This window comes from Janthinobacterium sp. 1L-D-8-B-C4 (genome assembly GCF_057291295.1).
The window spans coordinates 114337-128632 of record NZ_JBXAVX010000009.1; the positions used below are offsets into that span (position 1 = coordinate 114337).

General features: G+C 62.3%; 14 protein-coding genes. 12 read left to right on the top strand and 2 right to left on the bottom strand.

Annotated features, from left to right (window positions below; genetic code table 11):
- Positions 1–14: 14 nt before the first annotated feature.
- Positions 15–710, top strand: a complete 696-nt coding sequence (locus AC0Z42_RS16885) for a carbonic anhydrase (protein WP_485469483.1) — start codon at positions 15–17, stop codon at positions 708–710.
- On the opposite strand, the gene AC0Z42_RS16890 is transcribed toward AC0Z42_RS16885, so the two are convergent.
- Positions 696–1067, bottom strand: coding sequence for a ribonucleotide reductase subunit alpha (locus AC0Z42_RS16890; RefSeq protein ID WP_485469357.1), 372 nt, complete (start codon positions 1065–1067; stop codon positions 696–698). The genes AC0Z42_RS16885 and AC0Z42_RS16890 overlap by 15 nt on opposite strands.
- 245 nt (positions 1068–1312) lie before the next feature.
- Between AC0Z42_RS16890 and AC0Z42_RS16895 the strand changes: the two genes are divergently transcribed.
- The 11 genes from AC0Z42_RS16895 to AC0Z42_RS16945 all read left to right on the top strand — a co-directional run bounded on the left by AC0Z42_RS16895 (position 1313) and on the right by AC0Z42_RS16945 (position 13820).
- Positions 1313–5020: a nitrate reductase subunit alpha gene (locus AC0Z42_RS16895; RefSeq protein ID WP_485469358.1), complete on the top strand. Its 3708-nt coding sequence runs from the start codon at positions 1313–1315 to the stop codon at positions 5018–5020.
- Positions 5017–6573 carry a nitrate reductase subunit beta gene (gene narH / locus AC0Z42_RS16900; protein WP_485469359.1) on the top strand — a complete coding sequence of 519 codons (1557 nt, stop codon included), beginning with the start codon at positions 5017–5019 and terminating at the stop codon, positions 6571–6573. The genes AC0Z42_RS16895 and narH overlap by 4 nt, the downstream gene beginning before the upstream one ends.
- Positions 6566–7231 carry a nitrate reductase molybdenum cofactor assembly chaperone gene (gene narJ / locus AC0Z42_RS16905; RefSeq protein WP_485469360.1) on the top strand — a complete coding sequence of 222 codons (666 nt, stop codon included), beginning with the start codon at positions 6566–6568 and terminating at the stop codon, positions 7229–7231. Before narH ends, narJ begins: the two co-directional genes overlap by 8 nt.
- Positions 7232–7242: 11 nt before the next feature.
- The gene (narI, locus tag AC0Z42_RS16910) at positions 7243–7926 is read left to right on the top strand and encodes a respiratory nitrate reductase subunit gamma (RefSeq protein ID WP_485469361.1); all 684 of its coding nucleotides are present in this window, start codon (positions 7243–7245) and stop codon (positions 7924–7926) included.
- 31 nt (positions 7927–7957) lie between these two features.
- Complete coding sequence (locus AC0Z42_RS16915; RefSeq protein ID WP_485469362.1) at positions 7958–8704, top strand: peptidylprolyl isomerase; 747 nt, start codon at positions 7958–7960, stop codon at positions 8702–8704.
- An 82-nt stretch (positions 8705–8786) separates the two neighbouring features.
- On the top strand, positions 8787–9761 hold the full coding sequence (gene moaA / locus AC0Z42_RS16920) for a GTP 3',8-cyclase MoaA (RefSeq protein ID WP_485469363.1): 975 nt from the start codon (positions 8787–8789) through the stop codon (positions 9759–9761).
- A gap of 118 nt (positions 9762–9879) precedes the next feature.
- Positions 9880–11781 (top strand): type IV pili methyl-accepting chemotaxis transducer N-terminal domain-containing protein, encoded by a 1902-nt coding sequence (locus tag AC0Z42_RS16925; protein ID WP_485469364.1) that lies wholly within the window; start codon positions 9880–9882, stop codon positions 11779–11781.
- A gap of 23 nt (positions 11782–11804) precedes the next feature.
- On the top strand, positions 11805–12467 hold the full coding sequence (locus AC0Z42_RS16930) for a response regulator (RefSeq protein ID WP_485469365.1): 663 nt from the start codon (positions 11805–11807) through the stop codon (positions 12465–12467).
- A 42-nt stretch (positions 12468–12509) separates the two neighbouring features.
- A complete protein-coding gene (locus AC0Z42_RS16935; RefSeq protein WP_485469366.1) occupies positions 12510–12908 on the top strand; it encodes a GFA family protein in 399 nt (132 codons plus the stop codon).
- Between the two features lie 13 nt (positions 12909–12921).
- Positions 12922–13497 (top strand): hypothetical protein, encoded by a 576-nt coding sequence (locus AC0Z42_RS16940; protein ID WP_485469367.1) that lies wholly within the window; start codon positions 12922–12924, stop codon positions 13495–13497.
- Positions 13494–13820 (top strand): carboxymuconolactone decarboxylase family protein, encoded by a 327-nt coding sequence (locus tag AC0Z42_RS16945; protein WP_485469368.1) that lies wholly within the window; start codon positions 13494–13496, stop codon positions 13818–13820. The genes AC0Z42_RS16940 and AC0Z42_RS16945 overlap by 4 nt, the downstream gene beginning before the upstream one ends.
- On the opposite strand, the gene AC0Z42_RS16950 is transcribed toward AC0Z42_RS16945, so the two are convergent.
- On the bottom strand, positions 13821–14276 hold the full coding sequence (locus AC0Z42_RS16950; RefSeq protein WP_485469369.1) for a GNAT family N-acetyltransferase: 456 nt from the start codon (positions 14274–14276) through the stop codon (positions 13821–13823).
- Positions 14277–14296: the final 20 nt, after the last annotated feature.

Consider the following 14296-nt stretch of genomic DNA (forward strand, 5'->3'; position numbering starts at 1 on the left):
TCGCCGGGATCGTCATGGAAGAACTGGAAAAATTCGTCAACGGCTTCAGCCTGTTCCAGCAGCAGTATTTCAGCGAGCCGCAGACCCTGTACGACAGCCTGCGCGAGGGCCAGCGGCCGTCAACCTTGCTGATCGGCTGCTGCGACTCGCGGGTCGATCCGATGCTGCTGACGGGCAGCGACCCGGGCGACATGTTCGTGATCCGCAATATCGCCAACCTGGTGCCGCCATGTACGCCCGAAGCGCCGCCAGGCGTCAGCTCCGGTATCGAGTTCGCCGTCTGCAAGCTCGAAGTGGCGCGGGTGATCGTGCTGGGGCATGCGCGCTGCGGCGGCATCCGCGCGCTGCTCGAACCCCAGCCGCGCGCGGAAGGGCAGGAAACCGACTTCGTGGGGCAGTGGATGCGCATCGCCGAACCGGTGGCGCAGCGCGTGCGGCGCGACCTGGGCCACCGCTCGGCGCATGAGCAGCGCCACGCCTGCGAACTGGCCAGCATCCTGCAGTCGCTCGACAACCTGCTGACCTACCCGTGGCTGAAACGCCGGGTGGAGCAGGGCTTGTTGAAGCTGCACGGCTGGTATTTCGATATCGACAGCGGCGCCCTGATGGCGTATTCGGTGCGCCAGCAGCAGTTTTTGCCGCTGGTGTGTCCGATCGAGCGGGCGCGCCATTTGCATGAGCGCCCGTGGCCGGATTCAGTTAAAGCGTAACAACTCCCCGCTGCGGTCAAACGCCAGCAAACGATCGATTCGTCCTTCCTCGATCGACTTGACCATCGACCGCAGCGGCGCTTCGCATTCTTGCGACGCTGGCGGCTGGCCGTTGCTGCCCGCCAGCCCGGCCACGAAAACCACGTCCCAGTGCGCCGGCATCTGTTTCGACTCCTCCAGCAATTGCTCGAAACTGCTCAATTCTTCGGGCAGCTTGTCGGCGCACAGTACCGGCGTGAGCGGCTTGCCCTGGCCGCCCGGTTCGGCTTCAGCGCGCGTAAAGGTAAACAGCAATCGCTGTGGCTGGTCCTGCTGGCGTGCGCTGGCAACCAGGCCGGCGTAATCGGTAATGCTCATGATGCGAACTCCTGTGTGTACGGTAAAGGCTGACAGATATACCGCAGCAGGCGTTTTGCGCCCATAGGCATTAGTGCCTAGAGGGGTGACTAGCTGCCTATGCATTCCTGGCGCCGAAAACCGACTTCTTGCCAATACCGCTCCCGGCACCCGCTCGCTAGACTCATTGCATCGACGCTTGAGCCAATCAGCTTGCAGCGTTTCTTAGACCCGGCGCTGCCTTGCGGCGCATGTGTGGAGGTAGCATGAGTCACTTTCTGGACCGTCTTAAATTTTTCAACAAGAGCGCCGAACCGTTTTCAAACGGCCACGGCACCGTGGTCGATGAAGACCGCACCTGGGAAAACGCGTACCGCCAGCGCTGGCAGCATGACAAGATCGTGCGCTCGACGCACGGCGTCAATTGCACCGGCTCCTGCAGCTGGAAGGTGTATGTCAAGAATGGCCTGATCACCTGGGAAACCCAGCAGACCGATTATCCGCGCACCCGCCCGGACCTGCCCAATCACGAGCCGCGCGGCTGCCCGCGTGGCGCCAGCTATTCCTGGTATGTGTATTCAGCCCAGCGCGTGAAGTATCCGATGATCCGTGGCCGTTTGATGGAAATGTGGCGCGAAGCGCGCAAGACCATGGACCCGGTCACCGCGTGGGACTACATCAGCCAGGACCCGGTGCGCTCGCAGCAGTACAAATCCATCCGTGGCCTGGGCGGCTTCGTGCGCGCCACCTGGGACGAATCGAATGAAATGATCGCGGCCGCCAATGCGCTGACGATCAAGAAATATGGCCCGGACCGCATCGTCGGTTTTTCGCCGATTCCCGCCATGTCGATGGTCAGCTATGCGGCCGGCACGCGCTACCTGTCGCTGATCGGCGGCGTGGCGCTGAGCTTTTACGACTGGTATTGCGATTTGCCGCCGGCTAGCCCGCAAGTGTGGGGTGAACAGACCGACGTGCCGGAATCGGCCGACTGGTACAACTCCACCTTTTTGATGGTGTGGGGCTCGAACGTGCCGATGACGCGCACGCCCGACGCCCACTTTTATACGGAAGTGCGCTACAAGGGCACGAAGACCGTGGCTGTTTCTTCCGACTTCGGCGAAATGGCCAAGTTCGGCGATATCTGGCTGGCGCCCAAGCAGGGCACCGACGCCGCGCTGGCGATGGCCATGGGCCATGTGATCCTCAACGAATACCATAAACACCATCAATCGGCCTACTTCAAGCAGTACGCCAAGCAGTACACCGACTTTCCGATGCTGGTGCTGCTGAAAGAACAGAACGGCATCCTGGCACCCGAATACTTTTTGCGCGCCTCGCACCTGGCCAACAACCTCGATGAAACCAATAACCCGGACTGGAAAACCCTGGTGATCGACGAAGCATCGGGCCGCATCGTGGCGCCGGCGGGCTCGATCGGCTTTCGCTGGGGCGAAGCGGGCAAGTGGAACCTGGAGATGAAAGAGGGCGGCAACAACGCGCCGGTCGATCCGCAACTGTCCTTGCTGGGCAAGAGCGACGAAGTGGTCGCGGTCGGTTTCCCTTATTTTGGCGGCAAAGACAGCAGCGACATGCTGATGCGCCATGTGCCGGCCATGCGCTTGCAACTGGCCGACGGCAGCAGCGTGCTGGTCGCCACCGTATTCGACCTGACGCTGGCCAACTATGGCGTCGACCGTGGCCTCGGTGGCGGCAATGTCGCCACCAGTTACGAAGACGACGTGCCTTATACGCCAGCCTGGCAGGTCAAGCACACGGGCGTGAAAGCGGCGGACGTGATTACCGTGGCGCGCCAGTTTGCCGAAAACGCCGACCAGACGCGCGGCAAGAGCATGGTCATCGTCGGCGCGGCGCTGAATCACTGGTATCACATGGACATGACGTATCGCGGCATCATCAACATGCTGATGATGTGCGGTTGCGTGGGCCAGTCTGGTGGCGGCTGGGCCCATTACGTGGGCCAGGAAAAGCTGCGTCCGCAAACCGGCTGGACCCCGCTGGCGTTTGCCCAGGACTGGAACCGCCCGATGCGCCAGATGAACGGCACCTCGTTCTTCTATGCCCACACCAGCCAGTGGCGCCATGAAAAGCTGCATACCGAGGAAATCGCTTCGCCCACGGCCGGCCCGGACGTGGCGCCCATGACCCTCTTGGACTACAACGCCAAGGCCGAGCGCATGGGCTGGCTGCCATCGGCGCCGCAGCTGCAGACCAATCCGCTGGAAGTGACGCGCGCCGCGAAAGCCGCCGGCATCAATCCGGTCGACTACGCGGTGGCCCAGATCAAGAACAAGCAGCTGGAATTTTCGTGCGACGACCCGGACAACCCGGCCAACTTCCCGCGCAATATGTTTGTCTGGCGCTCGAATATCCTGGGCAGCTCGGGCAAGGGCCACGAATACTTCCTCAAGTATTTGCTCGGCACGCAGAATGCGCTGATGAGCGACGAGAACAACTGCATCAAGCCGCGCGACGTGAAAGTGCGCCCGGCCGCCGAAGGCAAGCTCGATCTGCTGGTGGTGCTGGACTTCCGCATGTCGACCACCTGCCTGTACGGCGACATCGTGCTGCCGACGGCCACCTGGTATGAAAAGGACGACCTGAACACGTCCGACATGCACCCGTTCATCCACCCGCTGTCGGAAGCCGTGCAGCCGCTGTGGCAATCGAAGTCGGACTGGGATATCTACAAGGGCATCGCCAAGAAATTCGAGGAAATCGGCGGAGAGTTTTTGGGCACCCAGCAGGATATCGTGTTGACGCCGCTGATGCACGACACCCCCGGTGAGCTGGGCCAGCCGTTCGACCCGAAAGACTGGCGCGCCGGCGAGTGCGAGCCGATCCCCGGCAAGACCATGCCCAACTTTACCGTTATCGAGCGCGATTACACCAAGATCTACCAGAAGTTCACCTCGATTGGCCCGCTGCTGGAAAACATCGGCAACGGCGGCAAGGGCATCAGCTGGCAGACCGGCCATGAAGTCGATGTGCTGCGCGGTATCAACCGCACCGTGCTGGCCGAAGGCGTTGCGCACGGCCAGCCGCGGCTCGATACGGCCATCGATGCGGCCGAGATGATCTTGTCGCTGGCGCCGGAAACCAATGGCCACGTGGCCGTGAAAGCCTGGGCCGCGCTGTCGAAAATTACGGGCCGTGACCATACCCACCTGGCGCTGCCGCGCGAGCACGACACCATCCGCTTCCGCGATGTGCAGGCGCAGCCGCGCAAGATCATCTCGTCGCCGACCTGGTCGGGCCTGGAATCGGAAGAAGTCAGCTACAACGCCTGCTATACCAATGTGCATGAACTGATCCCTTGGCGCACCCTGACGGGCCGCCAGCAGTTTTACCAGGATCACCGCTGGATGCGTGATTTTGGCGAAGGGCTGTGCGTCTACAAGCCGGCCATCAATACCAAGACCACCACGCAGATGCTGGGCGCGAGCCCGAACGGCAACAAGGAACTGGCGCTGAACTTTATTACGCCGCACCAGAAATGGGGCATCCATTCGACGTATTCGGACAATCTGCGCATGCTGACCCTGTCGCGCGGCGGCCCGCACGTGTGGCTGTCCGAGATCGATGCGAAGAACGCCGGCATCGTCGACAACGACTGGATTGAAGTGTTCAACGTGAACGGCACCCTGACGGCGCGCGCCGTCGTCAGCCAGCGCGTACCCGAAGGCATGACGATGATGTACCACGCACAGGAAAAGATCATCAATGTGCCGGGTTCGGAACAGTCGGGCAAGCGCGGCGGCATCCACAACTCGGTGACGCGCGCCGTGACGAAGCCGACCCACATGATCGGCGGCTATGCGCAGCTGTCGTGGGGGTTCAACTACTACGGCACGGTGGGCTCGAACCGCGATGAATTCGTGTTGGTCCGCAAGATGAACAAGATCGACTGGCTCGAAGGCCCGTTGGAAGAAGAACAAGGGAGCATGGCATGAAAATCAGAGCGCAAATCGGCATGGTGCTGAACCTGGACAAGTGCATCGGCTGCCACACCTGTTCCGTCACCTGCAAGAACGTGTGGACCAGCCGCGATGGCGTGGAATACGCGTGGTTCAACAACGTCGAAACCAAGCCCGGCATCGGCTATCCGAAGCAGTGGGAAAACCAGGACAAGTGGAACGGCGGCTGGCGCCGCACGGATGCGGGCAAGATCGAACCGCGCCAGGGCAGCCGCCTGAAAATCCTCGCCAATATCTTCGCCAACCCGAACCTGCCGCAGATCGACGAGTACTACGAGCCGTTCACGTTTGACTACGAGCGGCTGCAGAATGCGCCTTTGAGCGAAACGCCGCCAACGGCGCGGCCCATCTCGGTCTTGACCGGCAAGAAGATGGACAAGATCGAGTGGGGCCCGAATTGGGAGGATGACCTGGGCGGCGAATTTGCCCAGCGCAGCCAGGACGCGCTGTTCGACAACATGCAAAAGGAGATGTACGGCACGTTCGAGAACACCTTCATGATGTACCTGCCGCGCCTGTGCGAGCATTGTTTGAACCCGACTTGCGTCGCGTCGTGCCCATCGGGCTCGGTCTACAAGCGCGAGGACGACGGCATCGTGCTGATCGACCAGGACAAGTGCCGAGGCTGGCGCATGTGCATCTCCGGTTGCCCGTACAAGAAGATTTACTACAATTGGTCGTCCGGCAAGGCCGAAAAATGCACGTTCTGCTTCCCGCGCATTGAAGCGGGCCAGCCTACGGTGTGCTCGGAAACCTGTGTCGGCCGCATCCGTTACCTGGGCGTGCTGCTGTATGACGCCGACAAGATCGAGGCAGCCGCTTCGGTGGCCGACCCGCGCGACCTGTATCCGTCGCAACTGGGCCTGTTCCTCGATCCGCACGATCCGGCCGTGATCGAAGAAGCGCGGCGCCAGGGCATTCCGGACTCGTGGCTGGAGTCGGCCAGGCGTTCGCCGGTCTACAAGATGGCCGTCGAGTGGAAGGTGGCATTCCCGCTGCACCCGGAATACCGTACCTTGCCGATGGTATGGTATATCCCGCCGCTGTCGCCGATCCAGGCCGCCGCCGAATCGGGCAAGCTGGGCAAGAACGGCATCCTGCCCGACACGGCCAGCCTGCGCATTCCGGTGCAATACCTGGCCAATCTGCTGACGGCCGGCGACCAGCCGCCGGTGATTCGTGCGCTGGACCGCATGCTGGCCATGCGCGCCTACATGCGCAGCAAGCATGTGGCGACGACGCCCGACCTGGAGGTACTGAAGCAGGTGGGCCTGGACGCGGCCACGGTGGAAGACATGTACCACATCATGGCGATCGCCAATTACGAGGACCGTTTCGTGATCCCCAGCAGCCACAAGGAAATGGCCGAGGACAGCTTCAACGAGAAGGGCAGCTGCGGCTTCAGTTTCGGCAACGGCTGCTCGGACGGCGCCAGCGACGCCAGCCTGTTCGGCAAGCGCAAGCACGGCTCGGAAATTTTCATGGCGATGCCGAAGTCACGCAAAAAAAAGGAGAGCCTTGATGTCTGATTCCCTGAACACCATGCAGGGCTACCAGGTGCTGTCGGCCTTGCTGCTGTACCCGGAGCCGGAACTGCAGCAGGAGCTGCCGGCGCTCGATGGCCTGCTGCTTGACACCCTGCCGGCCTGGCATGCGACGTTGCAGCCGCTGCTGGCGCACTTGCAGGCCACGACGCTGATCGACCTGCAGCAGCAGTATGTGATGACCTTCGACCGTAATCCGTCGCAGTCGCTGCACCTGTTCGAACATATCCACGGCGAATCGCGCGACCGCGGCCAGGCCATGGTCGACCTGCTGGCCGAATACAGCCGCCACGGCCTGCAGATGGTAGGCGACGATTTGCCTGACTACGTGCCGCTGTTCCTGGAGTTTTTGTCGCAGCAGGACCCAGGCGAGGCCGAGCGATTGCTGGGCGACGCCATCCACGTGCTGGCGTATATCGGCCGCAAGCTGCGCGCCAATGGCAGCAGCTACGCCTGCGTGTTCGACCTGCTGCAGACCCTGACGCCGGTCCAGGCCGAGGAACTGAGCGAACCGCCGATACGCGACATGGACGAAGCGCTGGAAACCTTCGGACCTGGCGCGGACGGCATCGAGCCGCTGCTCAAGCCTGGTGGCGTTCAGCCGGTCAATTTCTATCCCAAGGCGGCAGCACCGCATCACTGAAGGAGAAGGTCATGAATTACCTGCATCAATTTGTATTCGGGATTTATCCCTATCTCGCGCTGGCGATTTTCCTGCTCGGCAGCCTGGTGCGCTTCGACCGCGAGCAGTACACCTGGAAGTCCGAATCGAGCCAGGTGCTGAACACAGGCATGCTGCGCCTGGGCAGCCCGTTGTTCCATGTCGGCATACTGGGCCTGTTCTTCGGCCACGCAGCCGGCCTGCTGACTCCTGTCTGGGTCTGGGATACGCTGGGCGTTACCCACGGCGTCAAGCAGACGGTGGCCATGGTGGCCGGCGGCGTCATGGGCCTGCTCTGCCTGGTCGGCCTCCTGATGCTGCTGGCGCGCCGCTTCGGCAATGACCGCGTGGCCGCCCGCACCACCTTCAAGGACAAGCTGGTGCTGCTGTGGATCCTGCTCACCCTTTTGCTGGGACTGTCGTCGATCTTTGTGTCGGCCTCGCACATGGACGGCCACATGATGGTGCTGCTGATGACCTGGGCCCAGCACGTGGTCACTTTCCGTGGCGACGCCGCCAGCTTTATCGTCGACGCGCCATGGATCTTCAAGCTGCACCTGTTCATGGGCATGTCGCTGTTCGTCATCTTCCCGTTCACCCGCCTGGTGCACGTGTGGAGCGGCTTTGGCGCCATCGGCTACCTTGGCCGCAGCTGGCAGCTGGTACGCCGCCGCTAATCGTTAATCGTCAATCGAACAGGAGAACATCATGGGTATCTCGGTCAATGGCGTCGATATCGACGACATGCAAGTGGAACAGGAGCTGGCGCATCACCAGGGCGCCGGCAACCCTTTGAAACAGGCGGTGCACGAACTGGTGCTGCGCCAGCTGCTGCTCGATGAAGCGCGGCGCCTGGGCCTGCAGGCCGCCAGTGACGACGACCTGGTCGAAGCGCTGTTTGCGCAGGAAGTGAAAGTGCCGCTCGCCGACGACGCCGCCTGCCGCACTTTTTACGCGCAGCGCCCGCAGCTGTTCCGCAGCGGCGCATTGGTGGAAGCGCGCCATATCCTGTTCCAGGTAACGCCGGAGGCGCCGCTGGACCTGCTGCGCACCACCGCGCAGGCGGTGCTCGACGCCTTGAAGGCCGCACCCGAGCGTTTCGCGGAGCTGGCGGGCCAGTATTCGAACTGCCCTTCGGGCGCGCTTGGCGGCAATCTGGGCCAGCTGTCGCCGGGCCAGAGCGTGCCGGAGTTCGATGCACTGGTATTCCGGCTGGACGAGGGCGAGCTGGCCGGGCGCTTGCTGGAAACGCGCTTTGGCTACCATATCGTGCAGGTGCTGCGCCGCATCGAAGGCAAGGCGATTGCCTATGAGGCGGTGCAGGCGCAGATCGCCGACCGGCTGTCGCGCGCGGCGTGGCAACGCGCCGTGCACCAATATCTGCACCTGCTGGTGGGCAGGGCGACAATCGCCGGCGTGGAGCTCGAAGGCACGGACTCGCCGCTGGTGCAATAGGCCAGAGTGACTAGGACGGTGGCCCGTCTGGTGTACAGCCAGGCGCGGCCCCAGGCCGTACAATCACATGAAGGAGTAAGGTATGTTGCTCGACCGATTTGGCAGGTCCATCGACTATATTCGCTTGTCGGTGACCGACCGCTGCGATTTGCGCTGCAGTTACTGCATGCCCAAGGGTTTTCGTGGTTTCGAAGAGCCGAAGGACTGGCTGAACTTCGACGAGATCGAGCGCCTGCTGGGCATCTTTGTGCGGCTCGGCACGCGCCGGGTGCGCCTGACGGGCGGCGAGCCGCTATTGCGGCGCAACCTGCCGGAACTGGCGGGGCGCTTGTCCTCGCTGCCGGGCCTGCAGGACTTGTCGCTGTCGACTAACGCCACGCAGCTGGGCCGCCATGCGGTGGCGCTGCGCGCCGCTGGCGTGAGTCGCATCAACGTCAGCCTGGACTCGCTCGACCGCGCCTGCATGGAAAAAATCACGGGGCGCGACAGCCTGCAGCCGATACTCGACGGCCTGATGGCAGGCAAGGCGGCCGGTTTCGAGCCGATCAAGATCAATATGGTGGCCATGCGCGGCGTCAATGACGACCAGATCGAGGCCATGGCGGCGTTCTGCATCGAACAGCATTTCATGCTGCGCCTGATCGAGGCGATGCCGATGGGCAGCACCGGCCGCAATGCCCAGTACATGCCGTTGAATGCCGTGCGCGAGCGACTGACTGAAAAATTCGGCCTGGTGCCGCAGGCGGCAGAACTGGGAGGCGGGCCGGCGCGTTATCTGTCGACAGCGGACGGGCAGGCCAGCATCGGCTTCATCACGCCGATGTCGCAGCACTTTTGCGCGACCTGCAACCGTGTGCGCCTGTCTGTCGACGGCACCTTGTACCTGTGCCTGGGCCAGGAAGAAAAATTTGCTTTCGGTCCCATGCTGCGCGGCGGGGCCAGCGACGCGGAGCTGGAAGCGGCCATCCGCCAGGCCATCGAACTGAAGCCGCAGCAGCATGATTTCAATACGCAGCCGGATAAAATAATCCGCTTCATGGCGCAGACCGGCGGCTGAGCAAACTGCCGGGGTCAGACCCGCCGGGACTCGGCGTCCCCGTCTGACCCCGGATTTCTGCTGCGGGGTCGAAACTCTCTCCAATTCGGCGGCATATTAGAAGGAAAACAGGAACAGCATGAGCCTCAACCAAATGATCTCCTCCTGGCAAAAACTGTCGACCAAGATCGTCGGCGCCATGCTGGGCATGCTGGCGCTGGCGTTGACGGCCATCGCCTGCACCCTGTTCCTGTCCTGGCAGCTCGAAGGCAGTTCTGCCGCCATCAATGAAACGGGCAGGCTGCGCATGCAGACCTATCGACTGACCTTGCTGGTGGGCGGCGAGACGCGCTCCGGCGTGCAGCCGCAAGTGCTGCTGGTCGACGAGATGCTGGCCAAGATCGGCCGTGGCGATCCGCAACGCCCGCTGTTCCTGCCGCCGTCCGCCGCCATCAAGACCGAATTCGAGCGTATCGTCCAGGCATGGCGCGGCCAGTTGCGCCCGGCCGCGCTGGCCGTGAACTCCAGCACCCAGGCACGTCTTTTCGAACTTGAAGCGCAGGACTTTGCCGGCCGCGTCGATCAACTGGTGCGCCTGATCGAGCGTGACAGCGAGCAGCGCACTTTCTGGCTGCGCGGCTCGCAGCTGATCCTGGTCGGCATGGCGATTGTCGGCACGGTCAGCATGATCTACCTGATGTTCATGCTGATTATCGAGCCAGTGACGCGGCTGCGCCTGGGCATGCAGCGCATGAAGGAGCGCGATTTCAGCGTGCGCCTGGCGGTCGACAGCAATGACGAATTCGGCCAGTTGGCCAGTGGTTTCAACCAGATGGCCGACCGTTTGCAGGCGCTGTATGGCAACCTGGAGGAGGGCGTGCGCAGCAAGACGGCCACCCTGGAATACCGCAACCGCGAACTGGCGCTGCTGTATGAAAGCGCCGCCTTTTTGCAGCGCCCGCAGCCGCTCGAAGCGCTCTGCGGCGGCTTCATGGAGCGCATCGTGGCTTACTTTGAAGCCGACGGCTCCACCGTGCGCGTGCTCGACGCCGAGCGCGGCAACCTGCACATGGTGGCGCATACGGGCTTGTCTCAAGAACTGGTGGCATCCGAACACTGCCTGAAAGTGGGCGACTGCCTGTGCGGCACGGCGGTGCAGGAAAATGTCGCCAAGATCCACGACATGCGCCGCATCGACCGCGCGCACGAACTGAAATGCCACCGCGAAGGCTTTGCTACGGTTTCCGTCTTCCAGATCCACGCGCATGAACAGCACATGGGCTTTTTCAACCTGCATTTTCGCCATGCGCGCGTGTTTTCGGCGCGCGAGCTGGCGCTGCTGGAAACCTTGGGCCAGTTGCTGGGCATTGCGCTGGAAAACCTGCGCCTGGCCGCGCGCGAGCGCGAGATGGCCGTGTCGGAAGAGCGCAACCTGGTGGCGCAAGGCCTGCACGACAGCATCGCGCAAAGCCTGAATTTTTTGAATCTGCAGGTGCAGATGCTGGACGACTCGGTGCGCAAGGCGCGCTACGACCAGGTACAGGACATCGTGCCGGCGCTGCAGGCCGGCATCAAGGAAAGCTATGACGACGTGCGCGAGCTGCTGCTGAACTTTCGCAGCCGGCTGATGGAGGATGACCTGATCGGCTCACTGCGCGCCGCGCTCGACAAATTCCGCCGCCAGACCGGCATCGCCGCTGAACTGCTGGCCGACGTCGACGGCGCGCCGTTCCCGCGCGAGCAGCAATTGCAGCTATTATTCATCGTGCAGGAAGCGCTGTCGAATATCCGCAAGCACGCCCAGGCCAGCCATGTTGAAGTGCGTCTGGCCGATGACCAGGACTTCGCGCTGACCGTCAGCGACAACGGCGTCGGTTTTGACGCCGCCGCCGTGCTGGAAAAAGGCGAAAGCCATGTCGGCCTGCACATCATGCGCGAGCGCGCGCAGCGCATCGAGGCCACGTTCGAGGTGCATGCCGCGCCCGGACGCGGCACCACCATTGAACTGCACCTGCCGCGCGAACAGCGCCGGGCAGCCTGAATACCTAAAGAAAGACGGAGACCATGACTACTGCCGACAAACCGATTACCGTCATGCTGGTCGACGACCATGCGCTGTTTCGCAGCGGCATACGCTCGCTGCTGCAGCGCCACGATGAATTTTCCGTGGTGGGCGAGGCGGCCGATGGTGTCGAAGGCATCAAGCTGGCGATCCGCCTGCAGCCCGACGTAGTGCTGCTGGACCTGAACATGGCCGGCATGTCCGGCGTCGAAGCGTTGCAACTGATGCAGCAGGACTGCCCCGACACCGCGATCGTCATGCTGACGGTGTCCGAAGACGCCGAGGACCTGGCCACCGCCTTGCGCGCGGGCGCCTGCGGTTACCTGATCAAGAATATCGACGCCGACTACCTGGTGCGGGCGATCCGCCGCGCCGCCGCCGGCGAAGTGGTGATCGCCGAAGCCATGACGGGCAAGCTGGTGGCCCAGCTGCAGGCGGGCACGCGGCGCGAGGAACCAGCCTCGGAGCTGGACAAGCTGACCCCGCGCGAAAAGGAGATCATCGACTGCCTGTCTCGCGGCGAAAGCAACAAGGGCATCGCCCGCACCCTGGACCTGGCCGAAAGCACGGTCAAGATCCATGTGCAGAACGTGCTGAAAAAACTGAACCTGAACAGCCGCGTGCAGGCGGCCGTGTATGCGGTCGAGCATCGACAGGCGAAGTGATCTGCTGCTACAGTGCTTCATCGACAAACCAGGGGAGCGCGGGTGAAGACATATCACGGCAGTTGCCATTGCGGCCAGGTGCGCTTTGCAGCCGATATCGACCTGAGCGAAGCCACCGTCCGCTGCAATTGCAGCATTTGCGCCAAGCTGCGGCTATGGTCGGCTATCGTCAAGCCCGAGGCGTTCCGGCTGCTGGCCGGCGAGGCGGAACTGAGCCTCTATCAATTCCTCAGCAAGACCGAGCAGCATCTGTTTTGCCGGCACTGCGGCGTGCGTCCTTTCGGCATCGGCCAGTCGCCGCGCTGGGGAAAATTCCACGCTGTCAACCTGGCCTGCCTCGATGATGTGACGCCAGAAGAACTGTCGCATGCCCCCATCACCTGTCTGGACGGCAGAAACGACAACTGGGACACGCCACCAAAGCAAGTGCGCCATCTATAAAGGGAAGATGCCGATGATTACTCTGGACGATTTGCAGCGATCGCAGTCAGCAACGCACGACCTGGCCCGGCACTTCGACTTCGATTTGAGCCGGGCTGCCCGCGACAATGCCTGGATCAAACTGGCGCCGCAACAGCCGTTCATGGTGATAGCCGGTGACAGCAGCGGGGGCGTTTTTCTCGCTTATGGAGATGGCGAGATCGAACGTTGCCCGATACTTTATGTCAGTTCCGAAGGCCAGGCCGGCCGTATTGCATCCAATCTCGCGGAACTGCTCTCTCTGATGATGGCATTGCCGGCGTGGCATGATCTGTTGAAATTCTCAGGCAACGGCAATCTGGAAGAAATGCGCAGGACTGCCCGGTTGATTGAAGAGGACGGCCCCGGTGATGACGAGCTTCCCGCCGCCACCAGGCGTATCATGGCGGCCTTTCCCCTTCCGGCCATTGCCGACCCGGTCATGCTGCTGCATGATTGTGTGCACGCCAGCGATTGCAACGTCGTCGCCGATGATGGCTGGCCTTATGAATCGCTGTTCGGGCATTTCAAATCAAGTGATAATCCGTTCTGGAAAAGGGATCAATCATGAGCGTTTCAAAAGCATATTCCTGCTTCATGCAAGAAGCGCCGGCGCATGCGGCCGCGTGGCTGCAAGTGGCCAAATCACTCGATGCCGCCAGTGCGCTCGATAAAAAGACCGAAGAGCTGGCCTATATCGCCGTGCTGGCCGCCACTGGCAATACCTCGGGCATTCCATTTCATGTGCTTTCAGCCAAATCGCATGGCGCATCGCGGCAGGAGGTGCTGAGCGCCGTATTGATTGGCTTGCCTGCAGCCGGCGCGGTGGTCATTGGCGCCTTGCCTGTTGCTGTCGGCGCCTACGATGGGCAAGACCAATCAGTCGTGGCGTGACTACCCCAGCCGCTTTTGCATGAACACGCTGAGCGGATCGTCGCGATAACCCCCAAACGGCCCGCAGCGCTCGAACCCTTGGCGCTGGTACAGCGCGATCGCCTCCGGTTGCGACGGCCCCGTCTCCAGCGTTATCAAAGGACAGGCCGCATCGCGCGCCGCCTGTTCCAGCAGCGCCATCAGTTTCTTTGCCGCGCCCAGGCCGCGCACTTCCGGCTTCACATACATGCGTTTGATTTCGCCATATTCAGAGTTCAATACCACGGCGGCGCAGCCGACGATGGTGTTATCTGCATCTCGCGCCACGGCAAATTTCACATGCGGCTGCAATAGCGCCTGCAAGTCCAGCGCATAGACGGATTCGGGTGGATACAGGCTCAGCTGGTAGGCGTCCAGGTCGGCGATCAGGGCGATGATCTCGGGCTGGTTTGGGGATTCGAAGGCGATCTGCAGCATGGTGTGTCGGTGATAGTTCG

Coding starts and splice junctions, on each gene's coding strand:
- AC0Z42_RS16885 (WP_485469483.1), top strand. CDS start 15: ATGGAAGAACTGGAAAAATTCGTCAACGGCTTCAGCCTGTTCCAGCAG.
- AC0Z42_RS16890 (WP_485469357.1), bottom strand. CDS start 1,067: ATGAGCATTACCGATTACGCCGGCCTGGTTGCCAGCGCACGCCAGCAG.
- AC0Z42_RS16895 (WP_485469358.1), top strand. CDS start 1,313: ATGAGTCACTTTCTGGACCGTCTTAAATTTTTCAACAAGAGCGCCGAA.
- narH (WP_485469359.1), top strand. CDS start 5,017: ATGAAAATCAGAGCGCAAATCGGCATGGTGCTGAACCTGGACAAGTGC.
- narJ (WP_485469360.1), top strand. CDS start 6,566: ATGTCTGATTCCCTGAACACCATGCAGGGCTACCAGGTGCTGTCGGCC.
- narI (WP_485469361.1), top strand. CDS start 7,243: ATGAATTACCTGCATCAATTTGTATTCGGGATTTATCCCTATCTCGCG.
- AC0Z42_RS16915 (WP_485469362.1), top strand. CDS start 7,958: ATGGGTATCTCGGTCAATGGCGTCGATATCGACGACATGCAAGTGGAA.
- moaA (WP_485469363.1), top strand. CDS start 8,787: ATGTTGCTCGACCGATTTGGCAGGTCCATCGACTATATTCGCTTGTCG.
- AC0Z42_RS16925 (WP_485469364.1), top strand. CDS start 9,880: ATGAGCCTCAACCAAATGATCTCCTCCTGGCAAAAACTGTCGACCAAG.
- AC0Z42_RS16930 (WP_485469365.1), top strand. CDS start 11,805: ATGACTACTGCCGACAAACCGATTACCGTCATGCTGGTCGACGACCAT.
- AC0Z42_RS16940 (WP_485469367.1), top strand. CDS start 12,922: ATGATTACTCTGGACGATTTGCAGCGATCGCAGTCAGCAACGCACGAC.
- AC0Z42_RS16945 (WP_485469368.1), top strand. CDS start 13,494: ATGAGCGTTTCAAAAGCATATTCCTGCTTCATGCAAGAAGCGCCGGCG.
- AC0Z42_RS16950 (WP_485469369.1), bottom strand. CDS start 14,276: ATGCTGCAGATCGCCTTCGAATCCCCAAACCAGCCCGAGATCATCGCC.